The sequence below is a fragment of the Arthrobacter sp. SDR-2R genome (assembly GCF_057747955.1).
The window spans coordinates 3,107,956-3,132,088 of record NZ_CM173231.1; the positions used below are offsets into that span (position 1 = coordinate 3,107,956).

Here is a 24,133-nt window from a genome sequence, read left to right on the forward strand (position 1 = left end):
AAACAGAGCTGGCCACCTCAGTTTCAAGGGCAGCCCCGCTTCAGGGGTTTCTTTGACGAAGAGGGTGGGGCTAAGCCCCTCGGCTCCCGCCGGGTCCGCCGGAACCGCGCCAGAGGCAGGCGTCGACGTCGAACGGGAGCAACTGGTCCTGCTGGGCCATCAGGTTGGCGCCGTGGGCCGTCACCCGCCGCATGAAGTGGCGCCGGCACAGCGTTTCGTAGCCCACTACGGGTACATGCCCGGCGTCCGGGGCGGCGGCAGCCTCAACCACCATGTCCACGTCACCCACCACCACCTGCGCGCCCTCGGTGACCATGACGCCGTCGACCGTCCTGGCGTTGTGCGTTGCACGCCGCCCGCACCAGCAGAGCGCCTCCACCTGCAGCACCTGAACCCGGTCGGCAAGCTCGATGAGCCGCTGCGAACCCGGGAACAGCCTGGTGCGGAAGTCGGCCGTGATGCCGAAGGCAAAGACGTCGACGTCGATTTCGTCCACCACCTTGGCCAGCTGCTCCACCTGCTCCGGGGAGTAGAACTGGGCCTCGTCGCAGATCAGGTAATCCACACGCTGGCCCTGGGTGCGGCGAAGCATGACTTCTTCCCAGAAGTCGGTGCTGTCCAGCACCTCCACGGCGTCCGTCTCCAGGCCCAGGCGGCTGGAGATCCGGGACTCTCCGGCGCGGTCGTTGCGGCTGAAGCGGACGCCGCCGCGGCCGCGGGCCCGGTGGTTGTAGTCCATCTGCAGCGCCAGCGTCGATTTACCGCAGTCCATGGTGCCGGAGAAGAAGATGAGTTCAGCCACGCCGGCGGTTCCTTCCTTCGGCGGTGAAGCAGAGCAGCGGGACCTCCCGCTCCGCCTTCGTCAGCGAGCCGTGCTGGCCCACCACTTCCATGGCGGTGGGCCGCATGCGCCGGCCGTCATAAAGTGCGACGGCGTCACGCGCCGCGATCATCACGTCACCGATCCTGCCCGCAACAGCGGGACGGACGTCACCAAAAAGTCCCCCGGCAACGGCTTCCTGGCGCGTAAAGGCCCATACCCGGTCGCCGAACCGCGCCTTCCAGGCGGCAAGCAAACGTTCCGCTGCCCCAGCACCGGCTTCCAGGTCCGCCTCCTCCAGATACAGGTGCACCATCCGCGGTTCACCGGCCGTATGGCGCACCCCGTCCACCAACCCGGGGTCGGTGGAGAAATCAATCCGCTGGGATTCCGGGACGTCCAGCATGCCGTGGTCTGCGGTGAGCACAATGGTGGTGCCGGCGGGAAGCGTGGAGTTGAGCCGTTTGACGGTGGAATCGAGCTCCTCCAGCTGGTGTTCCCACTGCTCGGAACGGCAGCCGTGGCGGTGGCCCGCCTTGTCCAGTTCGTTGACGTAGAAGTACATGAGGGACGGGCCGGAGGCCGCCATGGCCTCGGCCGCGGCCGCGGTCCGCGCATGCGCGGTTATCCCGGAGATGAACCTGCCGCCCCGCAGCGCGGCGCGGGTCATGGGCGAGCCGTCGAACTGGGAGAGGCTGACGGTGCTGACGTCCACCTGTTCGGCGATCTGTTCAAACACCGTGGGGAAAGGCTGCCAGGTGGACGGGTCGACGCCCGGATCCCAGTTCCCCAGCAGATTGACCACCTTGTCCTGGTCAGGGTCCAGGACGTCGTAGCCCACCATGCCGTGCTGGCCGGGCGGAAGTCCGGTTCCAAAGCTGGACAGCGCCGCCGCCGTGGTCGAAGGGAAGGCGGAATCCAGCCACACGGGGACCTCGCCCTGCCCCGCCTGGATCACGGACCGCAGGAAGGGCGTGTGGGCCGCCTTTTGCTTCAGCAGGTTCCTGCCCAGGCCATCAGCCAGTACAACGCAGACCCGGGACGCGTCCGGTAGCCCAAGCGTATTGGTAAAGCCCACCACGCCGAGGCTTGCCGCGGCGCTGGTGAGGACTTCAGCCACGGAACGCTGTCCGTAGGCCGGAGGGGCTGGAAGGTCGGCTGTGCGGCCGATGGTTGGGGTTTCCTGGATGGCGCGGTGGCGGTCTTCCGGCATCTCAGCGCTGCTGGTGCCCGCGGCTGAGCCGGTTTCCGAACACCCCGGACCGCGTCCGCGGACCCATGGACTGGGCATGGGTTACGGGAGCCGCGGAACCGGTGTTGACCGCCCGCAGGGCCCTGGCGAAGAGCTTGGCGTCCTGCACTGCCTGCAGCCCGTCTGCCTCCGCGCTGATGCGGAGCACGATGTCTTCCTGGGCGATGGTTCCGGTGTAGCCGTGGTCAGCTTCGCACTGCGGATCGCCGCAGCTGGCCGGACCCATGTCCAGGCGCTGGCCACCGGACCATGCAATGGACAACGTAAGTTCCCGGACGGGGTCGGAGGGCTTGTAGTTCTGCGGTTGGGCGTACATGTAGCTCAGGACCACGGACCGGATCTGGGCCACGGGAACGGACTCGGTGGAGATCTGGGCGACGATCTGCTCCCCCGCCTCGTCCAGTTGCTGGTCGTCCACGTGGGTGATCACCAGCATGTCCGCGGTGAGGACCAGCACGGTGATGTGGCGGCGCACCTCTGCCCGGTCGAAGTGGGTTTCCAGGTGCACCAGGTGGGCCACGCAGTCCCGGCCGTCCAGTGCGTCGTCGACGACGTCGGAGACCAGGCGGGGGTAGAAGCCGGCCTTCTGCAGCGCGTCTTCCAGGCTCTGGCCCTGTGTTCCGTGGTTGTGTGAGCTGTGCTGGCGGAGTGCCTGGTTTTCATTGCCGGGCGTTTCGGGCGCCGAAGCGGGAGGCTGGAAGCTCATGCCCCCATTTTCACAGATCGTCCGGTCACTTGCTAACCGCGTCAGCCCAGCATGGCGCGGCGGGCACTGTCCGTGCGCTGCGCGGCGTTGCCGATGCGTACATCAGCGGCGAGGATGGTGGCCCCGGCGGTGCCGCACAAAACCGGATTGAATTCCACCAGCGCGATCTCCGGGTGGTTGTCCTTCATCCAGGCCAGCCTGGCGGCCAGGTCCTCCAGCACAGGGACGTCGACAGCCGGCAGGCCCTGGTAGCCGAAGAGCTTCCGGGACGCCCGCGGAGCTCGGATGAAGTCGTGCACGTCCGCCGCGGAGAGCGGCGGAACCCGGTGTGACCAGTCGTCCAGGAGGTTGACGGCGTCGCCGGCGAGGCCGAAGGAAATGACCGGGCCCAGCAACGGATCCTCGATGGCACGGAAGGTGCAGGCCTGTCCCACCGGCGCCATCGCCTGTACTTCCAGGGCGGGATCACCGTAGGCCGCGAGCGCGCGCCGCATCTGCACCACGTTTTGGCGCAGTGATTCGGCGTCCTCAATGCCCAGCCTGACCCCGCCAAGGTCAAGCCGGTGCCGCAGCGCGGGGTCGGTGGTTTTCAGCACCACCGGCCAGCCCAGCGCATCTGCCGCTGCCACGGCCTCGTCCGGTGTGGTGAATCCTGCAGAGGGCAGGACTGAGATGCCGTAATGCTTCAGCAGCGAAGCAGCCGCGGCCGGGTCCAGCTGCTTGAGCTGGTCGCCCGTGACGTCCCCGAGCAGGGCGTCCAGCTCGGCCTCCGCCTTGCGGGGGTCGCAGCCGGCGGGTTCGACGAAATGCCCCTGGTCACGGCCGGCCCACTCCGCATAACGGACCACGGCCGCGAGCGCGGCCACGGCAGCCCCGGGGTTGGAAAAGCAGGGGACGGTACAGCCCTCCGCTCCCACCAGGCCCTCCACGTTGATGGCGGGGTCCAGGATGCCGGTGAAGGCGGCCACCACCGGCTTCCCGGCAGTAGCTGAACATTCGGCCAGGACCTGCGCCACCGCGTCGGCGGTCAGCCCTCGGGCAGGCAGCAGCGCGGCGACGGCGGCGTGCACGGCATCGGAGGCCAGGGCGTCAAGGAGGGCGGTCCGCAGTGCGGGCAGGGCCACCGACTGGCCGGCATCAAGGTCCAGTCCCGAAACCACCCGGGCAACGCCCAGCCCGTGCGCGGCGGCACTGTCCGCCACCACGTTGCCCAGCGCCTGGGAATTGCTGAAGATGGCGACGTCGGCTCCGGCGGGCAGTGGCTGCCCGGACACCACCTGCGCCACATCCACCAGCTGTTCCACGGTTTCCACGCGGATCACACCCGACTGGCGCAGCATGGCATCCAGCGCCCCGGCCGGCGCCTGGGTGGTCCGGACGGCGTGTCCGGGCGGCAGACGGAGCCCCATGGTGTCCGACTTGGCCACTATGACCGGCTTGGTGCGGGCCAGGCGCCGTGCGATGCGGGAGAACTTGCGCGGGTTGCCGATTGACTCCAGGTAGAGGCCTACGGCGGAGGTGTCGGCATCGTCTTCCCAGTACTGCATCATGTCGTTGCCAGAGACATCCGCCCTGTTGCCTGCCGAGAGCAGGCTGGACAGTCCCAGCCGGCGCCGGGCCGAGGCGGCGTAGAGCGAGACGCCGATGGCGGCCGACTGGCTGAACAGGCCCAGGCCGCCGCGCAGCGGCATGGTGGGCGCCATCGACGCGTTCAGCGACACGTCCGGGTGAGTGTTGGCGATGCCCAGCGACGCCGGGCCGATCACCCGCATCCCGCTGGCCCGGGCCTGGCGCACCAGGGCGCGCTGCCGCAGCAGGCCCCGCTCGCCGTCGTCGGCAAAACCTGCCGAGGCGATCACAACGCCCTTGACGCCCGCTGCCGCGCACTCCGCCACGACGCCGGCCACTTCCTCGTAGGGAACGGCGATGATTGCCAGCTGGACGGGCTCGGGGACTTCGGAGAGCTTGCCGTAGGACATCATCCCGGCCAGTTCCAGCGCCTCCGGGTTGATGGCGTACACGGACCCGTGGAAGCCGCCCTCGATGATGTGCTCCAGCAGTTGGTACCCCACGGTGCCCCATTTGCGGCTGGCACCGATGACGGCAACGGACGACGGCGCCAGCAGGTCCCGGACGCTCCTCGCCTCGGCGCGGTGCTCGCGGGATTCCATGACGGCGCGCGATTTTTCGGTGGGGTCGATATTGAACTCGAGGCTGACGACGCCGTCGTCGAAATGGCGCTTGACGTCGTAGCCGGCGTCGGAGAAGACCATCAGCATCTTGCGGTTTTCCGGCAGCACCTCGGCGGTGAACTTCCGGATCCCGTTTTCATGCGCGGCGGCGGCAAGGTGCTCCAGCAGGATGGAGCCGATTCCCCGGCCCTGGTGGGCGTCGGAGATGTTGAAAGCAACTTCGGCCTCCGTGGGATCGGCAAGCCGGTCGTAGCGGCCGATGCCGACGATTTCGCCGCGGATGGTGATGACGAACGCCACCCGGTCCTTGTAGTCCACTTCGGTGAAGCGCTTGAGCTCCTTGGCCGACAACCTGGCCTTGAACGCAAAGAAGCGCATGTAGATTGAATTCTGCGACTGTCCGGTGTGGAAGGCCTGCACGGCGTCCGCGTCCGACGGATGGATGGGCCGGAGATGCGCTGTCCCGCCGTCACGCAGGACGACATCGGCTTCCCAATGTTCCGGATATTCGCCGTCCCCGGGCTGATCCACCATAGGCTTAGCCTAGCCAAAAACTATCGCAGCACACCCCCAAGGCTGCACAGTAACCCCAGAAGGATTCACCAAACCCCATGGCCCGCCGCCAAAGTTCCAAGCCCATCGTGGAGAGCGACTACACGGAAAACATCGTCGATATCGATGTCACGTCCGAAATGCAGGGCTCCTTCCTGGAGTACGCGTACTCGGTGATCTACTCCCGGGCCCTCCCGGATGCCCGCGACGGGCTGAAGCCGGTACAGCGCCGCATCCTGTACATGATGAGCGACATGGGGCTGCGCCCGGACCGGGGCCACGTCAAGAGCGCCCGCGTGGTGGGCGAAGTCATGGGAAAGCTGCACCCCCACGGCGACGCCGCCATCTACGACGCCATGGTGCGCATGGCGCAGGATTTCTCGCTGCGGCTGCCGCTGATCGACGGGCACGGCAACTTCGGATCGCTCGACGACGGCCCGGCAGCACCCCGCTATACGGAAGCCCGGCTGGCTGCGGCCGCCCTCACCCTCACCAACCACCTCGACGAAGACGTGGTGGACTTCGTCCCCAACTATGACAACCAGCTGACCCAGCCGGACGTCCTTCCCGCCGCCTTCCCCAACCTGCTGGTCAACGGCGCCACCGGCATCGCCGTCGGCATGGCCACCAACATGGCCCCGCACAACCTGGTGGAGGTCATCTCCGCCGCCCGGCACCTCATCGCGCACCCTGACGCAACCCTGGATGACCTCATGCGGTTCGTCCCGGGCCCGGACCTGCCCAGCGGCGGCCGGATCGTCGGCCTGGACGGCATCCGTGACGCCTATGCCACCGGCCGCGGCTCGTTCAAGACCCGGGCCAAGGTGGAGGTGGAACAGCTCTCCGCGCGCCGCACCGGCCTGGTGGTCACCGAACTGCCGTACATGGTGGGCCCGGAAAAGGTGATCGAGAAGATCAAGGATGCCGTCAACGCCAAGAAGCTGACCGGCATCAGCGACATCGTGGACCTGACGGACCGCAAGCACGGCCTGCGGCTGGTCATCGAGCTCAAGAACGGCTTCAACCCGAACGCGGTGCTGCAGCAGCTGTACCGCTACACGCCGATGGAGGACTCCTTCGGCATCAACAACGTCACCCTGGTGGACGGCCAGCCGCAGACGCTGGGCCTGGTGGACCTGTTGCGTGTCTACGTCGACCACCGCATCAACGTCGTCCGGCGCCGGACCGCCTTCCGGCTCGGGAAGAAGAAGGACCGCCTGCACCTGGTGGAGGGCCTCCTCATCGCCATCGTGGACATTGACGAGGTCATCCAGATCATCCGGTCCTCGGACGAGGCCGCCGCGGCCCGCGAGCGGCTGATGTCCATCTACGACCTCACCGAAATCCAGGCCAACTACATCCTGGAACTGCGCCTCCGGCAGCTGACCAAGTATTCCCGGATCGAGCTGGAGAAGGAGCAGGACGAGCTTCGCCGCGAGATCGCGGAGCTGGAGGCGATCCTGGGCTCGGAGGAACTGCTGCGCACCGTGGTTTCCGACGAACTGGGTGCCATTGCCGAAGACCACGGCACCCCGCGCCGCACCGTGCTGCTGGAGTCCGAGGCCGTGTCCCCCACCGTTGCGTCCGCCGAACTTGCCGGGGCCAACGGGAAGAAGGGCAAGGCCGTGCCGCTGGCACTGGAGATCGCGGACGACCCCTGCTGGGCCATCCTCACCGCGTCCGGCCAGATAGCCCGCACCGGCAACCAGGAGCCACTGGCCGAGGCAGGGCCACGGAGCAAGCATGATGTGTACACCTCAGTGGTTAAGACGTCGGCCCGCGGCGAAATCGCCGCCGTCACGTCGCTGGGCCGCATGCTCCGGCTGCAGGTCATGGACATGCCGGTCCTGGCGCCGGTGGCCGGACTGCCCAACCTGGCGGGCGGCGTCCCCGCAAAGGATTTCCTCACGCTGGTGAAGGGCGAAACCCTGGTGGCGTTCGTGCGCCTGGATGAGGTCCTGGCCATCGGCACCGCCCAGGGCGTGGTGAAACGCGTCCAGCCGGACTACCCGCTGAACCGGGAAGACTGGGAAGTCATCACCCTCAAGGACAAGGACACCGTGGTGGGCGTGGCTCCTGCCGGTGACGATGCCACCGAACTGGTGTTCCTCACCAGGGAGGCCCAGCTGCTGAAGTTCCCCGCCGCCGCCGTCCGCCCGCAGGGGCGTACCGCCGGCGGGATGGCGGGCATCAAGCTCGCCGCAGGTGACCAGGTGATCTTCTTCGGCGCCGTCCAGCCCAAGGACGAGGCCGCCGTCGTGGTCACCATCGCCGGGACCAACGGCGCCCTGCCGGGCACGGCCCCTGGCACCGCCAAGGTCACAGCCTTCTCCGAGTATCCGGCCAAGGGCCGTGCCACCGCCGGGGTCCGGTCGCACCGGTTCCTGAAGGGTGAGGACATGCTGCTGCTGGCCTGGGCAGGGCACGGCCCGGCCAAGGCTTCATCCGCTGCCGGGGTGGCCCGGTCGCTGCCGCAGGAGCATGGCCGCCGCGACGGCTCCGGCGTCCCGCTCTCACAGGCCGTCGAAGCAGTGGGCCCGGCGATGGCATGGACGGACGGACCGGCAGCCGGGGAATAGCCCGGGCGCCACGGGCGATGCCGCGCGTCCGGCGCTCAGCCCGCTATGTCCCTGCGCCGGAAGCCGGCGACGGCAAGCCCCAGCAGCACGGCAACGGTGGCAGCGGACACCAGCACGCTGTCCCAGGCCACGCCCTGCCGCAGGGGGTCGTGGGCAACGTACTGGAAGAACGGCGACACCTTCTGGATGCGGTCGAAGGCATCCACCAGCGGCGCGAGGGCGTTGACGATGTAGGCGAGGACTGCCAGCACGGCCGGAACACCCCGGCTGAGGCCGGTCCGTCCGGTCCCTGCTGAAAGGGCAAGGGCAACGGTACCGAAAACGACGCCCAGCAGCGCTAAATGCAGCATGGCGGCAGCCACCTTGCCGGCCGGAAGGACCAGGTCCACCACGCTGCCCTCCAGCACCAGCGATATTCCCAGCACGGCGGCCAGCAGGAAGGTGCCCAGCACCATGGCCAGGAACTTGTCCACCACCACCCGGCCCCGCCCCACGGGGTTGGAAAGCAGCAGGTCCATCGTGTGCCGGTCCTCTTCCCCGCCGATGGCGCCCGCGCCGGAACTGATGGCATAGATCAGCACCGCAATCGGCCCCATGAAGGACAGCAGCTCCACCTGGATGTATCCGGTGGGAGTGGACATGTCGGCGCTGGACGTGGCGAAAAGCGAGCGGAACGCCTCCGGCATCTGCTCGATGAAGCTGCTGATGGAGGGCTGTGACTTCACCGCGGGCCAAACGGCCGCGTACGTTGCCACGATGAGTGCCAGGGAGACGGCCCACGCCACCAGCAGCCTGCCCTGGTCCCGGAGCGTCTTCAGCAGGACGTTAGCCAGCATGGCGCGCCGCCGTTCCCGCGCCGGCGAGGCTGGCGCTGCCGGGTCCGTCCATTCCGTAGTAGCTCAGGAACGTCTCTTCCAGCGGCGCTTCAGAGCATTCGAAGTCCACCACCTCCCGGGCGCTGACCAGCTTCAGCAACGCATCCAGGGCCGCCTGCGGCGCATTGCAGCTCAACGTGGTCCCATCCACCAGCAGGTCCCGCACGCCGGGCACGCCGGCGAACTCCGCCGCGGACACCTCCGCCGCGAAGCGGGCCCGGACCCGGTGCAGTGAACGTGCGGCGAGGTCCTGCAGCCGCTCCACCGCCACCAGCTGTCCCTGGCGCACCACCCCGATGCGGTCTGCCACGCGCTCCACCTCGCCCAGCACGTGGGAGGAAAACAAGGCGGAGCCGCCCTCGGCAGTATGTTCACGCAGGATGGAATGGAAAACCTGCTGCACCAGCGGGTCGATTCCGCTGGTCGGCTCGTCCAGCACCAGCAGCCGCGGCCGCGACATCACCGCCAGGACCACGGCGAGCTTCTGGCGGTTGCCGCGGGACAAAGTGCGTGCGGGCCGGCCCAGGTCCAGCTCCAGCCGGGCCGCCACCTCGGCCGCCCGTTTGCCGTCGTCCCGGTGCCGGAGGTGGGCGCAGTAGGCCACGTGCTGGCTGCCGGTGAGGCGGTCGTAAAGCGCCGGCTCACCTGGCACGTAGCCCACCAGGCGGTGGACGTCCCGGGACTGCCGCCAGGCGTCCAGTCCCAGCACCGACGCTGTACCGGAGGTAGGCCGCAGCAGCCCCATCAGGAGCCGGATGGTGGTGGTCTTGCCTGCCCCGTTGGGGCCCAGGTAGCCGAACACCTCGCCCGGCCCAATGGTGAGTGTCACGCCGTCGAGCGCAGTGTTGCGGCCGAACCGCTTGGTCAGGCCCGCCAGCCGCACCATGCTTTCGGCACCGCTTTCCGCGCCGCTTTCCGCACCCCCGCGCTCTTCCGGGCTCATGCGGCAAGGCTATGCCGGGCGCTGCACGGGTCCCAGAGTCTTTCGGCCCACCGCTTAGACTGCTCCCATGCCTATCGTTCCTGATGAAAAGGACTGGACCTGGGTCCTGTCCCGCCCCTGCCCGGAATGCCATTTCGACGCTTCCAGCGCCACCCCGGCAACGGTACCGGGAAGCATCGAAAGCCTGATCCCCCGGTGGCTCGCCGTCCTGCGCCGGCCGGACGCGGCGCAGCGCCCCGATGACCACACCTGGTCCGCGCTGGAGTACGCGTGCCATGTGCGGGACGTTTTCGCGCTGTTCGACCAGCGGCTGAACCTGATGCTGGCAGAGGATGACGCCCGCTTCGAGGATTGGGACCAGGACCGGACCGCCATCGAGAAGGACTACGCCAACGCCGATCCGGCCGAGGTGGGCCGCGAACTGGCGGCGGAAGGACACCAGGCCGCCGAGTCCTTCGCCGGAGTCCATGAGGACGACTGGGGACGCAAGGGGCTGCGCAGCAACGGCTCGCAGTTCACCGTCCTCACGTTGTCCCAGTACTTCCTGCACGACGTCGTCCACCACCTTCACGACGTCAGCGGCTAAAGGCGCAGGCACGCCGGGGACCGTCCCGCCTTAGTGGGAAGCGGCCAACGATTCCCGGGGTTGTCCGGCGAAGGCCGAAAGATCCAGCCTGGCGTCGTCGGCCTTGATGTCAGCAGGATTGTGGGTAACCAGCACCACGGTGCGGTCCCGGAGTCCCGTGCGAAGGTCCGCCAGCATGGCTGCCGCCGATTCGGCGTCCAGGTGGGCAGTGGGCTCATCCAGCAGGATCACCTCCGCACCGGTCAGCAGGGTCCGCGCCACGGCCAGCCGCTGGCGCTCGCCGCCGCTCAGGAAGGCACCGCCGGGACCGATCCGGGTGTCCAGGCCCGCCGGCAGCCGGGCCACCAGGCCGGCAAGTCCGACGGCGGCCAGGACAGACTCCAGCTCGTCGTCCGCCAGGGTTGGTGCACCGTTCCCGGACGGCCGGCCCAGCATGAGGTTGCCGCGGATGGTGGAGTCGAACAGGTGTGCCTCCTGCGGACACCACGCCGCCCGGCCGGTGACCAGCGCCCGCCCCGCGGCCGGCGGCAGGAAGCCAAGCAGCACCGAGAGCAGGGTGGACTTTCCCGACCCCGATGGTCCGGTGACCGCCAGCCAGCGCCCGGGACCTGCCACCGCGAACACGCCGGAGAAGACCGGGACGTCTCCGGGCCAGGCCGCGGCCAGGTCCACCAGTTCAAGGCCCGGAGTGCCGCCGGCGCGGCCGGGAACGGACTGCAGCCCAGCAGACACGTCGAGGCGGCCGTCAAGGGCGCCCGACTCCCCCACCCGGCGCATCACGGCACGGAGCGCGGGGAACTGGCGGACCGCCGTCGTCATCGCTGCGTAGGGTTCCACCAGTGCCAGCAGCAGGAGGACCACCACGGCTGCCGTGGCCGGGGCAACCTGGGCCGCAAGGACCCCGGGAGCTGCCAGCCACGCGGCCGCCAGGGCTGCCGTGCCGCAGGCCGCGGTGGCGACGCCGTGTCCCAGCCCGTCGGCCCAGGCAGAGCGCTGCGATGCGCGCGTGGCCTGGCGGTCCTCCGCCAGCAGGGCGTCAAGCACGCGCGGCGCCACGCCGTTGGCGTGCAGTTCGGCCCGGGCATCGAGGGCAGCGGTGACGCGGCGCAGGACGCCGGACCGCAGGGACTGCTCGGCGTTGGCGGATTTGCGGTCTCCCCACAGGGCGGCCGCGGGTGCCAGCAGCAGGCCGCTGATGGCCGCGCCGGCCACTGCGGGAAGGGCCGCCGGCACCAGCACGCCGGTGGCAGCCACGGCCAGGACGGAAACCGCGAGCGCCGTGAGGGGTGGCAGGACCACGCGTGGAAGGAGGTCGCGGACCGTGTCCACATCGTCGATGACCGTCCCCAGCACGTTGCCGCCCTGCAGGAGCCGGCGCAGCGACAGCGCCCTGCGGCTCAGAGATTCCCAGAGCCGGCCGCGCAGGCGGGTGAGCGCGGCGAAGACGGCATCATGCAGCAGCAGCCGCTCCCAGTAGCGGAAAACGGCCCGGCCGATGCCGAAGAACCGGACGCCGACGATCGCCGTCAGCAGGTAGAGAATGGGCGGCTGCTCGCTGGCCCGGATGATGAGCCAGCCGGAAAGGCCGGAAAGCGCGACGGCGAAGACGGCCGCCAGGGTGCCCACGACAGCAGCGGTGGCGAACCTGCCCCGCACCGGCGCCAGGAGGGCCGCCAGGAGGCGGGCCGCGCCTGGGGCAGCGCGAACGCTTGGGCTGACGGACCCGCTGGTGCCCGCTTCCGCCGCGTCGTCAACGCGTGCGCTGACATTGCCGGCGGAAGCGGCGTCGGCAGAGCCGGGTTGGGTGGAGCCGCTTCCGCCGGGGCCGGGCAGGATGCCGGTCGCGCCGCCGCCGTGGTGCGGTGCTGCGGCAGCCCGGACCGCCGGCACGACGGGCACCAGCAGGTCTGCGAGCCGGCGGGTGCGCTGGTTGTGGGCCACCAGGATCACGGTGGCCTGGCCGCGGAGCCGCCGGATGGCCTCCTCCACAATGAGTGCGGAGGCGTCGTCCAGGTGTGCCGTGGGCTCGTCCAGCAGCAGGAGGGTGGCACCGGCCTCGATCCTGGCCAGTCCGCGGGCCAGTGCCACGCGGCGCAGCTCGCCCGGGCTCAGCTCCGCCTGGTGCTTCGCTGCCAGGTGGGTGGCTCCGGCCCTCTCCAGGCAGCGGCGGGCAGTCTCTTCGCCGGTAAAGCGGTCGGGGCCATGGGTGGGGTCCGGCGAGAGGTACAGCAGCACCTCCTCCAGCACGGTTCCGGCCACCATGACGGGATGCTGCGGCACCCAGGCTACTGAACTGCGGTCCAGGCCGCTGATGGATCCGGTGATGCCCGCCCCGTCACCGGCGCCGATGGTTCCGGCCAGTACGCCCAGGACAGTGCTCTTGCCGGCAGCGCTGGGTCCGTCCAGGGCGGTGATCCGATCCTGGGGGGCGGTGAAGGTGAGGGGGCCGACGGCGGCTCCGGACCGGCCGGCGTAGGTCACCGTGAGTCCGGTGACCTCGAGTGGGGCACCGGGCCTGCCGGCCCTGGCCGCCGGCAGGGGTATCGCTTCGGCCGCGCCGGTCACGGCGGCTGTTTCCGCGAGTGCCACCCGGCCGTCGTCGCTGGCGTGGTGGGCGGTGCCCAGTTCCCGCAGCGGAAGGTAGCAGTCCGGTGCCAGGAGCAGCGCCAGCAGGCCGGCCTCCAGCGGCATGTCGCCGTGGACCAGCCGGACGCCGATGAAGACCGCCACCACGGCGACTGAGATGGTGGCGATGAGTTCCAGGGCCAGGGCGGACAGGAACGCGGTCCGCAGGGTGCCCATGGTGCGGGAGCGGTACTCTTCGGAGATTTCTTCGAGGGCCTTGCGCTGGGCGGTTGCCCTGCCCAGTCCCACCAGGACCGGCAGGCCCTTGGCGAGCTCCAGCATGTGTGCGGACAGCCGGGCCAGCGACGCCTGGGCCTGGCGGACGCTGTCCTCGGTGTACCGGCCGATCAGCACCATGAACAGCGGGATCAGGGGCACCGTGAGCACAATGACCAGCGCGCTCACCCAGTCCGCGAAGAGGATCCGTGCCCCCAGCAGCAGCGGCACGGCGGCGCAGTTGACCAGCGCGGGAAGGAACTGGGTGTAGTAGCTGTCCAGGGCGTCCAGGCCGCGGGTGGCCAGCACCGCCAGGCCGCCGTCACCCGGCCCGGAGGACCGGACGCCCGTGCGCAGGGCACGCCCCAGCAGTTCTGCCCGGAGTTCTTCCTTGACCCCCAGCGCCGCCCGGCGGCCCGCGACGGCCTGGCCCCAGACGCTCAGGGAGCGGAGGACGACGCCGGCGAGCCCGGCGGCGAGCTGGGTTGCCCAGTCCGGGTTTCCGGCCACGAGTCCGGCCAGGACCGAGGCCACGGCCTGGCCGATCAGCACCAGGGAAAGCGCCTTGAGCGCGGCCAGGACGCCCAGCCAGTAGATTGCTGAACGGGTGGCCGGACCGGCGGGAAAGGTTGGCCGCACGTCAGCCCTTGGTGGTGAACGCCCTGGCGGCCACCGCCGGGAGGAAGCTGTGGGCTTCCGGGATGTGGGCGGCGCTGACGCGGCGGCGGAAGACCCAGTAGGTCCAGGCCTGGTAGGCGATCACCAGGGGAAGGCCAAAGGCTGCCACAATGCTCATCAGTCCCAGGGTGTAGTCCGAGGAGGAGGCGTTGGAGATGGTGAGGTCAAACGCGCTGTCCAGCGTGGAGGGCAGCACCACCGGGAACACGGCCCCGAAAATGGACGCCGTGCCCAGAACCAGGAAGGCGCCCAGGGCCAGGAAGGACCGGCCTTCGGAGCCCTTCCGGGCCAGCAGCCAGGCAGTAACGGCCGCAGCAACGGCCAGGACGACGGCGGCCCAGGTCCAGGGTTTGCCGTCCATGAACTGGATGGCGAGGGCCCACGCCGCGATGGGCAGGAGCAGGGCCGGCAGGAGCCGAACGAACCACTGGCGGGCGCGGTGCCGTACCTCCCCGTCGGTCTTGAGGGCGAGGAACGCCAGCGCGTGGAGCAGCGCGAACCCCACCACGGCGATACCGCCCAGCAGGGCGTAGCCGCTGAACCAGGCCATGGGGCCGCCTTCGCGGTCGCCGTTGGCGTTCAGCGGAAGGCCGGTGGTGGTGAGGGCCAGTGCGGCGCCCACGCCGAAGGCGGCAAAGAAGGAACCCAGCGCGATGGCCCAGTCCCACCGGTTCCGCCAGCTGTCCGTGTCCACCTTGCCGCGGTATTCGAACGCCACCGCCCGGAAGATCAGTGCCAGCAGGACGACCAGCAGCGGGAGATAGAGCGCGGAGAACAGCGACGCGTACCAGAGCGGGAAGGCTGCGAAGGTGGCGCCGCCGGCGGTCAGCAGCCATACCTCATTGCCGTCCCAGACGGGTCCGATGGTGTTCAGCAGCACCCTGCGCTCGGTGTTGTCGCGGGCGAAGAGCTTCATCAGCATCCCCACGCCCAGGTCGAAGCCCTCCAGGAAGAGGTAGCCGGTCCACAGCACCGCGATGGCGATGAACCACATGGTGGGAAGCAGTTCCATTTGTTTGTTTCCTCTGCTTGGTTTCGGGCTAGTAGGCGAAGGCCAGGACGTCGTCTGCGTGTTTAGCGTCCCCGGGGCCGCCGGGTCCCGGGGTGGCGTCCTCGTTCTCGTCCACCGGCGCGTGGACCAGTTCGGGCATTGCGGAGACCACGCCGCCGCGGATGTACTTGACCAGCAGCTTCACCTCCACCACCAGCAGGACTGCGTAGACGGCCGTCAGGGCCACCAGCGAGGCGATCAGTTCCCCTGCGGAGACACCCGGCGACACGGCGGCGGCGGTAAACATGAACACCTGGTCGATGCCGCTGGGATCCGGGTTGGGCGCCACGACGAACGGCTGGCGGCCCATCTCGGTGAAGATCCAGCCGGCGGCATTGGCGCCGAAGGGGGCCAGGATGCCAAAGACTGCCAGCCTCATCATCCAGTGCGACTCCGGCACGGTCCCCGTGCGGGTGAGCCACAGCGCCACAAATGCTGCCAGGGCGGCGAGTCCGCCAAATCCGATCATCATCCGGAATCCCCAGTAGGTGACTTCCATGACGGGCACGTATTCGATTTCCTGGCCGGCCCGCTCACCGTAGATGGGGTTGTCCGGCAGGTTGGTCCCGTAGTTGGCCTTGTACTCGGGCAGCAGGCTGTTGACGCCCTTGACCTCGGTGGTGAAGTCGCCCTTGGCAAGGAAGGACAGGATGCCCGGAACCTCGATGACGGCCACGACGTCGTCGCAGTTCCTGGACCCCACGTTTCCGACGCTCAGGACGGAGAAACCGGTGCCGTCGTGGCAGGCCGCCTCCGCGGCGGCCATCTTCATGGGCTGCTGCTGGAACATCAGCTTGCCCTGCAGGTCGCCGGTGACCGCGGTGCCGGCGAAGGAGATCATGGCCACCACGGCGCCGATCCGCAGGGACCGGATCCATACGCTGTGGTCTGTACGGTCACGGCCGGGGATGCGGACGTCTTCACCGGGGATGACCTTGCCGTCGGCACCCACCGTGTCAACGCCGTCGTGCCGCCTCCGCCACAGGTGGTACCAGGCGATGCCCAGGAGGAAGCCGCCGGCCACGGCCAGGGCGCCGAACAGGGTGTGCGGGACGGCCACGAGCGCGGTGTTGTTGGTGAAGACGGCCCACGCGTCGGTCATGACGGGCCGGCCGTTGATCATTTCCACCCCTACCGGGTGCTGCATCCAGCTGTTGGCCACGATGATGAAGTAGGCCGAGAGGGCCGATCCAATAACGGCCACCCAGAGGCAGGCAAGGTGGATGGCGGGCTTTAGCTGCTTCCAGCCAAAGATCCACAGTCCCAGGAAGGTGGACTCGACGAAGAAGGCAAGGAGGGCCTCGAGGGCCAGCGGGGCTCCGAAGACGTCACCCACGAACCGGCTGTACTCGCTCCAGGCCATGCCGAACTGGAATTCCTGCACGATTCCGGTGGCCACGCCCATGATGAAGTTGATGAGGAACAGCTTTCCCCAGAACTTGGTCATGCGCAGGTACTCGGGTTTGCCGGTGCCGTACCAGGCGGTCTGGATGACGGCCACCACCAGGCCCAGGCCAATGGTCAGCGGCACCATCATGAAGTGGTAGACGGTGGTGATGCCGAATTGCCAGCGTGCGATTTCCAAGGCGTCCATGGCAGTCCCTACTGTTTAGCCAATGTAGTTTTCTACGCTTTGTAGAACTGTAACTTCTACAAAGTGTAGAACATTGGCAGTGGCGGGCGAAAAACCAATCGCCCTCCCCTAGCATGGCGCGGCAGGGGCCGGCGCGCCACATGTTCTACCCGATGTAGAACCCGGGCGGTTTTCGGGGTAGATTTGGTTATGTAGTTGAACAACCGCGCGACGTCACCGGGCGCCTTAGAATGCGCGGTGCGGGGAAACAAAAGGAAAAGTGAAATGGCTAGTCTTGGTGAACTGGAACGGGCAGTCATGGACCTGCTCTGGGCGGGCCAGGAAGCGGCTACGGCCAATACCCTGAGGGACCAGCTGGCGCGCACGTCCGCGGCGCAGGGCGGACCGGGCCACGAAGGCAAGGAACTGGCCGTCACCACGGTGCTCACCGTACTCTCCCGCCTGGAAAAGAAGGGGCTGGTGGAACGCGAACGCGGAACCCGCCCGCACCGGTACCAGGCCGTGTCCAGCCGTGCGGACCACACCGCCGAACTCATGCATGAGGTCCTCGGATCAGCCCCGGACCGCGAGGCCGTCCTGGCCCGCTTCATCGGGTCCGTTTCCGAAGGTGAAGCCGAGACGCTGCGTAAACTGCTGGGCCACCTCTAGCACACCATGTTCTGGGCCTCATACCTGCTGGCGGTCCTGGCGATAATCCTGGCCTGGCCGGTGCCAATTCTCCTGTCACGGGCCCAATGGCCGGCAAGGTCGCCGTTCACGGCCATGCTGCTGTGGCAGGCGATCGCGCTCGCGGGTGGACTCTCCATGATCGGCGCCATGCTGGTCTATGGCCTGGAACCAATCGGTGACAACCTCATCGCAGGGCTTCGCGCGCTGGCGGGAATGGTGCTGTTGAATGCCCCCACCACGGCGTTGGGCTTTTGGCATATCTTCGCACTGTCCACTGCTGCCCTGCTGACGGCCCACCTGGTGTTCACGCTGCTGCTGACGTACTACAAGATCCAGCGGCAGCGGCGCCGGCACCGTGAACTGCTCGCACTGTTGGCCTCCCCATCGGCCCAGGATGCCGGGACGCTGGTGATCAGCCACGACTCCCCCGTCGCGTACTGCCTCCCGGGGGGCGCCCGCTCCGTGACCGTGCTGTCGGACGGCCTGATGGCCGCCCTCGAACCGGACGAGCTGCGGGCCGTCCTGATTCACGAGAACGCGCACCTCAGCCAGCGGCACCACCTGCTGCTCTGGGCCTTTGCCGCCTGGCGGCAGGCCCTCCCGTGGCTGCCCACCACCCGGCTTGCACAGGAATCGGTCAACTCCCTGATCGAGATGCTGGCCGACGACGTCGCACTGCGGACGGAGAGCAAGGCCACCCTCATCAAGGCGATAGCCATCGTTGCCAGCGGGTCGACCGGAAACGCGGGCGCCGGCGACATCCGCCCGTCCTCGCCCTCGTTGGCCCTGTCCGGGCTGGAGTCGGCGTCGGGCGGACCGGGCTCGGACGCGGTCAGGACCGCGGCCTCCCGGGTCAGCCGCCTCCTGACCCCCCAGCCCCAGCTTCCTGCGGCCGTCCGCAGCGCCGTGTTGGCCGGGTCCGTCCTGCTGCTGGCGCTGCCCACGGCACTGCTGGTGGTTCCGGGGCTGCTGGGCTGACGCCGCCGTCGCGCTTCAACCCGGCGGGTGGGCTTGTCAAAGCCCCGGGATCGCCGAACCCATCCCAGCGCCCGGCGACCCTGCGCCCGGTCAGGCGTCGATGCGCTCCCGGTCCAGGCTGGACGCGCCGGCGATGATGAAGTCCTTGCGCGGGGAGACGTCGGAGCCCATCAGCAGGTCGAAGATCTCCTCTGCCTGCTGCGCGTTTTCGATCCCCACCTTGCGCAGGGTGCGGTGCCGCGGGTCCATAGTGGTCTCCGCCAGCTGCTCGGCGTCCATCTCCCCAAGGCCTTTGTACCGCTGGATCGGCTCCTTGTACCGCTTGCCCTCCTTGGCCAGGCGGGCCAGCAGGACGTGCAGTTCGGCCTCGGAGTAGGTGTAGATCATCTCGTTGGCCTTCTGGCCGGCGTTGATGACCTCCACCCGGTGCAGCGGCGGAACCGCGGCAAACACCCTTCCCTCCACGATCATGGGCCGCATGTAGCGGAAGAACAGGGTCAGCAGCAGGGTCCGGATGTGGGCGCCGTCAACGTCGGCGTCAGTCATGAGGATCACCTTGCCGTACCGGGCCGCATTGATGTCGAAGCTGCGGCCGGACCCCGCGCCCACCACCTGGATGAGCGCTGCACATTCGGCATTGGAGAGCATGTCCCCCACCGATGCCTTCTGCACGTTGAGGATCTTGCCGCGGATGGGCAGCAAGGCCTGGAAGTCGGAGGACCGGGCCAGCTTGGCGGTGCCCAGCGCGGAGTCGCCTTCCACGATGAACAGTTCGGAACGTTCGACGTCGTCCGTCCGGCAGTCAGCGAGCTTGGTGGGCATCGAGGACGTTTCCAGCGCGTTCTTGCGCCGTTGGGTCTCCTTGTGCACGCGGGCCGAGATGCGGGACTTCATCTCGTTGACGATTTTTTCCAGCAGCAGGGCCGACTGGGCCTTGTCGTTCCGGTTGCTGGAGGACAGTTTGGCGGAGATCTCCCGCTCCACCACCCGGGCCACGATGGCGCGCACGGCGCTGGTGCCCAGGATCTCCTTGGTTTGGCCCTCGAACTGTGGTTCGGCGAGCCGTACGGTCAGGACCGCGGTCAAGCCGGCGAAGATGTCGTCCTTTTCGATCTTGTCGTTGCCGGCCTTGAGTTTGCGGGCATTGGTTTCCACGGCTTTCCGGAAAGTCTTGACCAGCGCCTGCTCAAACCCTGACTGGTGCGTGCCGCCCTTGGGGGTCGCGATGATATTGACGAAGCTTCGCACGGTGCTGTCGTAGCCGATGCCCCAGCGGAGTGCAACGTCCACTTCGCAGTCACGTTCGACCTCGGCCAGCTGGCTGTGCCCCCGTTCGTCAAGGACCGGGACGGTCTCCTTGAACTTCCCTGATCCATGCAGCCGCCACACGTCGGTCACCGCCGGGTCCGCGGCCAGGAACTCGGCGAATTCGGAGATGCCGCCGTCGTGGTGGAAGACCTCCTCGTGCGGGCCGGCTTCTCCCGGGGTTCCGGGGAGCTTGCGCTCATCCCGCACGGTGAGCTTGAGGCCGGGCACCAGGAAGGAGGTCTGGCGTGCGCGGGCAGCAAGGTCCTCGTAGGAGAACTTGGCATCCGGGGTAAAGATCTGCCGGTCCGCCCAGTAGCGGATCCGGGTCCCGGTGACTCCGCGCTTGGCCTTGCCCACAATGTCCAGTACCGAGTCATCGACGAACGGAGTGAACGGCGCTGCGGGGTCCGGGCGGGACCCCGTGTCCTTGAAGCGTCCGGGCTCGCCGCGCCGGAAGGACATCCGGTAGGTCTTGCCGCCGCGGTCCACCTCGACGTCCAGGCGCGACGAGAGAGCGTTGACCACTGACGCTCCAACGCCGTGCAGGCCGCCGGAGGCGGTATAGGAGCCGCCGCCGAACTTGCCGCCGGCGTGCAGCTTGGTGAACACCACTTCGACGCCGGTGAGCCCCGTCTTGGGTTCCTTGTCGATGGGGATGCCGCGGCCGTCGTCGTGGATCTCCACAGAGTTGTCCGCGTGGAGGATGATGCGGATGTCGTGGCCGAACCCGGCAAGCGCCTCATCCACGGAGTTGTCGATGATCTCCCAGAGGCAGTGCATGAGGCCGCGCGAGTCCGTTGAGCCGATGTACATGCCCGGACGCTTGCGGACGGCTTCGAGGCCCTCCAGTACGGAAAGGTGCCGGGCGGTGTACTCAGAGCTTGGTGCCACTGGTGATGAACTCCTTCAGGGACGTGGAAGCGGCGCTGGGACCGCACCTTCTAGGGTAGTCGGCGGCAGCGGCGACAGCCGTCTGCCACACCCGCAGCGCCTTGTGCGCCGCGCCACCAGCCTCCGTGATCCGCGGAACTGGGCAATTCTTGACCTAACCTTGCGGATACGCGGACAGCGAACTTGCCCCATCCTTGCGATGGATCGGATACGAATACTGGTTATATAGATGTACTGATCTACTAAGGAGGCCGACATGACAACAGCAGTGGCAGACCGCACACTAAACGCACTCGACCGGTGCGACCGTTGCGGAGCTCAGGCATATGTCCGGGTTGTACTCGAGTCCTCCGGCGGTGAGCTGTTGTTCTGCGGCCACCACGCCCGTGCAGTGGAGGCGACGCTCAAGCCGTTGAGCTCCGGCTGGCACGACGAGACGGGAAAGCTTCACGAGAAAGCTGCCGTGGAAATCGACTAGATGAGGCATCGGTAACAACGAACCCTGCGGGGCCTTTCCACCACGGAAAGGCCCCGCAGGCGTTTAACGGGCCCCGCAGGCCTTCAGCCGCACGGAGGGAGCTCATAAACAAACAGGGGCCGTTCCGGAATCCACCGTGCAGTGGGTTCCCGAACGGCCCCTGTTTTGTCGTGCGGAAGAGGTTAGTCCAGGTAGTCCCGCAGCACCTGCGACCGGGAGGGGTGCCGGAGCTTGGACATGGTCTTCGACTCGATCTGGCGGATCCGCTCGCGGGTGACGCCGTAGACCTTTCCGATTTCGTCTAAAGTCTTCGGCTGTCCGTCAGTCAGGCCAAAGCGCATGGCAACCACGCCGGCCTCGCGTTCGGAAAGGGTGTCCAGGACGGAGTGCAGCTGTTCCTGCAGGAGGGTGAAGCTCACGGCGTCAGCCGGAACAACGGCTTCCGAGTCCTCGATCAGGTCGCCGAATTCGGAATCGCCGTCCTCACCCAGGGGGGTGTGCAGCGAAATCGGCTCGCGGCCGTACTTCTGGACCTCGACCACCTTTTCCGGCGTCATGTCCAGTTCCAGTGCCAGTTCTTCGGGCGTGGGTTCGCGGCCCAGGTCCTGCAGCATCTGGCGCTGTACACGTGCCAGCTTGTTGATGACCTCGACCATGTGCACCGGGATACGGATGGTGCGGGCCTGGTCGGCCATGGCGCGGGTGATGGCCTGGCGGATCCACCAGGTGGCGTAGGTGGAGAACTTGAAGCCCTTGGTGTAGTCGAACTTCTCCACGGCGCGGATCAGGCCAAGGTTGCCTTCCTGGATCAGGTCCAGGAACAGCATGCCGCGGCCGGTGTAGCGCTTGGCCAGAGAGACCACCAGGCGGAGGTTGGCTTCCAGCAGGTGGTTCTTGGCGCGCTTGCCGTCGTGGATGATGAATTCGAGTTCACGCTTGTACTTCGGATCCATGGAGCCGTCGTCCGCGGCGATCTTTTCCTCGGCGAACAGCCCGGCCTCGATCCGCAGCGCAAGGTCGACTTCCTGCTCCGCATTGAGCAGCGCCACCTTACCGATCTGCTTCAGGTAGTCCTTGACGGGGTCGGCCGTGGCGCCGGCAGACATAACCTGCTGCACGGGCGCGTCGTCGTCGTCTGCATCGGAGTAGACGAAGCCCTTGCCGCTGCCGGCGGCACCCTTGACGGGGTCGGCGTCGACGTCCTCTGCTGCGTCCGGACCTTCGAGGACGATGTCGTCGAGGTCTTCCTCGACGTCTTCGACCTCGTCCGGGTCAACGTCACCGGCGGCGGACTTTCCCGCAGCCTCGGCTGCGGCCTTGGCGCCGGGCTTGGGCCCACGCTTCTTGGGCTCGCGCTTGCTGTCGCCTGCAGCCTCGCCGGCCGAAGCCTTGTTGGCTGCCCGCGTAGCTGCCCGCTTGGCATTGGTCGCGGCCTGCTTCTCCTCAGGGGACAAGACATCCTGGGCGGCGGAATCCTTCTTCGTGGAAGACGGGGTCACAGAAAACCTTTCTAGCGGTGGTCTGTGGAATCACCATACGGGCAACACCACTATGACCCTGTCAAGTCCGTGGTGGAAACCAAGCACCACCACGGCCGGCAGAGTCACTTAAGACAACTCCCGGAGTGGCTGTAATGTTCCCTTGCGGGGACGCTTACAAGCACTCGATACACGGACCCAACCGGGTCTCGGCATCCATTGTCTCACGATTTGCCCGGATCCAACCTCCCCTGCCGCCATCCGTTACGGCTGCCCCGGCGGGCCCGGCCCGGCCGGGGCATGTCCGGCCGGCTTCACGACGCTCGGGTCCGGCTCACAGCTTCTCCTTCTCCCCAGCAGGATCCTTCGGGAACTTTTGCCAGGCCGCCTCCTTCCGGGCGGCCCAGCCACAAAGCGTCCCCCTGCCCACGATATCCAGCAGGAGCTCGGCAAGCCGGTACTCCGGTTCAAGCTCAAGCGCCCGGCCCAAGTGGGCAGCCGCGTAGGAGCCGCGTCCCCGGGACCAGGCCACCCATCCTCGGAGCGTGAGCGCTGCTGCGGCCGGGTGTCCGCCCAACACTGCCAGGTGCCCCAGAATCCGGTCCAGCGCGTCCAGTCCGGCCCAGTCCGGCGCGGCCGGCGCCAGGCCCATGAGGACCTCGCCATAGCCGGCAGGAACAGCGCCGGAAGCGGCACCGCCCGCCCGGCGCTGCTGCCGGCCGGCGAATCCCGGCGGAGGCAGCAACGGCAGCGCCACTGCGGAAACGTCGCCCCCGTCCTCGGAAAGGACGCCGAACTGTTCTGCGCCTGCCTCCGCGGCGGCCCGTCCCGCCGCAGCCATCACGAGCAGGGCGTCGCGCCAGGTGGGAACGAGCAGCGTGGCGCGCAGGAAGGCGTCCCGTTCAACGTCCGGAATCCACTGCCCGTCATGGCTCCGCTCCAGCAGCAACTCCCAGAAGTCAAGCACCGCGTTGAACTGTGCCCTGCTGCGGGACTGCCCGCCGAGCTCGTCCTCCCAGCCGGCCTGTGCCTCAAGGACGGCCGCCAGGTGCATGGCAGGGACCGGGGCTTCCGGCTGGCTCCCCGCTCGTGGCGCGGGTCCAATGCTGCTGCCCCGGTAGACCATCTCCGTATTCAGCATGCTGTCCCTGATCTCCTGCACGGGACGTCCCGGAAGCGGGCAGCAGGAGGCGTCGCTGCACAGGGCGTCCCGCCAGTACTCATCGCCCACCAACCAGGCATCGCGGACAGGCATCCCGGCCTGGTCCAGCGCACGTCGCACCGTGTCGACCAGGAGGTCGTAGGCGGATGGCGGTCCCATTCCGGCGTCGCTGGTGAAGACAGCCAGCAAAGAGCCGTCAGCGTCCTGGTCTGATTCAAGGTAGCGCCGGACGGCACGGGCAAACGCGGCGGGGTCGGCCTGGTTCGCCGGGCCCGGAAGGTCAAGCCGGAGTGTGGCTCCGAGCGTGGTGCCGTGCAGCGTCATGGCCACCAGGCTGGCAGCTGGCCAGTACCCGAGCGAATGCGGAATGAAGCCAAGGATGTCTTCCGGGCCGCGCACTATTAATCGTTCTGAACCTGTCATGGCTCCAGCATTCGCCGCCGGCGGGGGCGCGGGCAGTGGCCAGTCCGGCTATGTGGGTAACCGGTGCCGTGGAGGAA

The 24,133-nt window shown here is 68.0% G+C and carries 17 protein-coding genes; 5 read left to right on the plus strand and 12 right to left on the minus strand.

Annotated features, from left to right (window positions below):
* Positions 1-70: 70 nt before the first annotated feature.
* Genes AC3ANU_RS14400 through AC3ANU_RS14415 form a run of 4 tightly spaced genes read right to left on the minus strand, consistent with a single transcriptional unit; the run spans position 71 to position 5,504 of the window.
* Positions 71-802, minus strand: coding sequence for a thymidine kinase (locus AC3ANU_RS14400; RefSeq protein WP_018769693.1), 732 nt, complete (start codon positions 800-802; stop codon positions 71-73).
* A complete protein-coding gene (locus tag AC3ANU_RS14405; protein ID WP_488314759.1) occupies positions 795-2,033 on the minus strand; it encodes an alkaline phosphatase family protein in 1,239 nt (412 codons plus the stop codon). The genes AC3ANU_RS14400 and AC3ANU_RS14405 overlap by 8 nt, the downstream gene beginning before the upstream one ends.
* Position 2,034: 1 nt before the next feature.
* Positions 2,035-2,778, minus strand: a complete 744-nt coding sequence (locus tag AC3ANU_RS14410; protein ID WP_018769691.1) for a DUF5998 family protein — start codon at positions 2,776-2,778, stop codon at positions 2,035-2,037.
* A 41-nt stretch (positions 2,779-2,819) separates the two neighbouring features.
* Positions 2,820-5,504, minus strand: coding sequence for a bifunctional acetate--CoA ligase family protein/GNAT family N-acetyltransferase (locus AC3ANU_RS14415; RefSeq protein WP_488314760.1), 2,685 nt, complete (start codon positions 5,502-5,504; stop codon positions 2,820-2,822).
* Between the two features lie 77 nt (positions 5,505-5,581).
* Between AC3ANU_RS14415 and AC3ANU_RS14420 the strand changes: the two genes are divergently transcribed.
* Positions 5,582-8,101, plus strand: coding sequence for a DNA gyrase/topoisomerase IV subunit A (locus AC3ANU_RS14420; protein ID WP_056389836.1), 2,520 nt, complete (start codon positions 5,582-5,584; stop codon positions 8,099-8,101).
* Between the two features lie 35 nt (positions 8,102-8,136).
* Here AC3ANU_RS14420 and AC3ANU_RS14425 read toward each other — a convergent pair whose 3' ends face one another.
* Positions 8,137-8,937: an ABC transporter permease subunit gene (locus AC3ANU_RS14425; RefSeq protein WP_488314761.1), complete on the minus strand. Its 801-nt coding sequence runs from the start codon at positions 8,935-8,937 to the stop codon at positions 8,137-8,139.
* Positions 8,927-9,919, minus strand: coding sequence for an ABC transporter ATP-binding protein (locus AC3ANU_RS14430; RefSeq protein ID WP_018769687.1), 993 nt, complete (start codon positions 9,917-9,919; stop codon positions 8,927-8,929). Before AC3ANU_RS14430 ends, AC3ANU_RS14425 begins: the two co-directional genes overlap by 11 nt.
* A 67-nt stretch (positions 9,920-9,986) precedes the next feature.
* Here AC3ANU_RS14430 and AC3ANU_RS14435 point away from each other — a divergent pair, with 67 nt between their 5' ends.
* Complete coding sequence (locus AC3ANU_RS14435; protein ID WP_018769686.1) at positions 9,987-10,505, plus strand: DinB family protein; 519 nt, start codon at positions 9,987-9,989, stop codon at positions 10,503-10,505.
* Between the two features lie 30 nt (positions 10,506-10,535).
* Here the strand turns inward: AC3ANU_RS14435 and cydD are convergent, their stop codons facing one another.
* Genes cydD through AC3ANU_RS14450 form a run of 3 tightly spaced genes read right to left on the minus strand, consistent with a single transcriptional unit; the run spans position 10,536 to position 16,669 of the window.
* Positions 10,536-13,985, minus strand: coding sequence for a thiol reductant ABC exporter subunit CydD (gene cydD / locus AC3ANU_RS14440; protein ID WP_488314762.1), 3,450 nt, complete (start codon positions 13,983-13,985; stop codon positions 10,536-10,538).
* Between the two features lies 1 nt (position 13,986).
* The gene (gene cydB / locus AC3ANU_RS14445) at positions 13,987-15,036 is read right to left on the minus strand and encodes a cytochrome d ubiquinol oxidase subunit II (RefSeq protein ID WP_018769684.1); all 1,050 of its coding nucleotides are present in this window, start codon (positions 15,034-15,036) and stop codon (positions 13,987-13,989) included.
* A gap of 28 nt (positions 15,037-15,064) precedes the next feature.
* Positions 15,065-16,669: a cytochrome ubiquinol oxidase subunit I gene (locus AC3ANU_RS14450; protein ID WP_488314763.1), complete on the minus strand. Its 1,605-nt coding sequence runs from the start codon at positions 16,667-16,669 to the stop codon at positions 15,065-15,067.
* A gap of 264 nt (positions 16,670-16,933) precedes the next feature.
* Here AC3ANU_RS14450 and AC3ANU_RS14455 point away from each other — a divergent pair, with 264 nt between their 5' ends.
* Positions 16,934-17,317, plus strand: a complete 384-nt coding sequence (locus AC3ANU_RS14455) for a BlaI/MecI/CopY family transcriptional regulator (protein WP_018769682.1) — start codon at positions 16,934-16,936, stop codon at positions 17,315-17,317.
* A 6-nt stretch (positions 17,318-17,323) separates the two neighbouring features.
* Positions 17,324-18,316, plus strand: a complete 993-nt coding sequence (locus tag AC3ANU_RS14460; protein ID WP_488314764.1) for a M56 family metallopeptidase — start codon at positions 17,324-17,326, stop codon at positions 18,314-18,316.
* 90 nt (positions 18,317-18,406) lie between these two features.
* On the opposite strand, the gene AC3ANU_RS14465 is transcribed toward AC3ANU_RS14460, so the two are convergent.
* Positions 18,407-20,515, minus strand: a complete 2,109-nt coding sequence (locus AC3ANU_RS14465; protein WP_056389822.1) for a DNA gyrase/topoisomerase IV subunit B — start codon at positions 20,513-20,515, stop codon at positions 18,407-18,409.
* 256 nt (positions 20,516-20,771) lie between these two features.
* On the opposite strand from AC3ANU_RS14465, the gene AC3ANU_RS14470 reads away from it, so the two are divergent.
* Positions 20,772-20,993, plus strand: coding sequence for a DUF7455 domain-containing protein (locus tag AC3ANU_RS14470; RefSeq protein ID WP_018769678.1), 222 nt, complete (start codon positions 20,772-20,774; stop codon positions 20,991-20,993).
* Positions 20,994-21,175: 182 nt separating this feature from the next.
* Here the strand turns inward: AC3ANU_RS14470 and AC3ANU_RS14475 are convergent, their stop codons facing one another.
* Positions 21,176-22,492: an RNA polymerase sigma factor gene (locus tag AC3ANU_RS14475; protein WP_018769677.1), complete on the minus strand. Its 1,317-nt coding sequence runs from the start codon at positions 22,490-22,492 to the stop codon at positions 21,176-21,178.
* 313 nt (positions 22,493-22,805) lie between these two features.
* Positions 22,806-24,056, minus strand: coding sequence for a DUF4192 domain-containing protein (locus AC3ANU_RS14480; protein ID WP_488314765.1), 1,251 nt, complete (start codon positions 24,054-24,056; stop codon positions 22,806-22,808).
* Positions 24,057-24,133: the final 77 nt, after the last annotated feature.

Excerpts from the sequence above, each read along its gene's own strand:
- cydB (WP_018769684.1), bottom strand. The coding sequence starts at position 15,036 with ATGGAACTGCTTCCCACCATGTGGTTCATCGCCATCGCGGTGCTGTGG.
- AC3ANU_RS14430 (WP_018769687.1), bottom strand. The coding sequence starts at position 9,919 with ATGAGCCCGGAAGAGCGCGGGGGTGCGGAAAGCGGCGCGGAAAGCGGT.
- AC3ANU_RS14425 (WP_488314761.1), bottom strand. The coding sequence starts at position 8,937 with ATGCTGGCTAACGTCCTGCTGAAGACGCTCCGGGACCAGGGCAGGCTG.
- AC3ANU_RS14420 (WP_056389836.1), top strand. The coding sequence starts at position 5,582 with ATGGCCCGCCGCCAAAGTTCCAAGCCCATCGTGGAGAGCGACTACACG.
- AC3ANU_RS14470 (WP_018769678.1), top strand. The coding sequence starts at position 20,772 with ATGACAACAGCAGTGGCAGACCGCACACTAAACGCACTCGACCGGTGC.
- AC3ANU_RS14460 (WP_488314764.1), top strand. The coding sequence starts at position 17,324 with ATGTTCTGGGCCTCATACCTGCTGGCGGTCCTGGCGATAATCCTGGCC.
- AC3ANU_RS14410 (WP_018769691.1), bottom strand. The coding sequence starts at position 2,778 with ATGAGCTTCCAGCCTCCCGCTTCGGCGCCCGAAACGCCCGGCAATGAA.
- AC3ANU_RS14405 (WP_488314759.1), bottom strand. The coding sequence starts at position 2,033 with ATGCCGGAAGACCGCCACCGCGCCATCCAGGAAACCCCAACCATCGGC.
- AC3ANU_RS14450 (WP_488314763.1), bottom strand. The coding sequence starts at position 16,669 with ATGGACGCCTTGGAAATCGCACGCTGGCAATTCGGCATCACCACCGTC.
- AC3ANU_RS14435 (WP_018769686.1), top strand. The coding sequence starts at position 9,987 with ATGCCTATCGTTCCTGATGAAAAGGACTGGACCTGGGTCCTGTCCCGC.
- AC3ANU_RS14415 (WP_488314760.1), bottom strand. The coding sequence starts at position 5,504 with ATGGTGGATCAGCCCGGGGACGGCGAATATCCGGAACATTGGGAAGCC.
- AC3ANU_RS14480 (WP_488314765.1), bottom strand. The coding sequence starts at position 24,056 with ATGACAGGTTCAGAACGATTAATAGTGCGCGGCCCGGAAGACATCCTT.
- AC3ANU_RS14455 (WP_018769682.1), top strand. The coding sequence starts at position 16,934 with ATGGCTAGTCTTGGTGAACTGGAACGGGCAGTCATGGACCTGCTCTGG.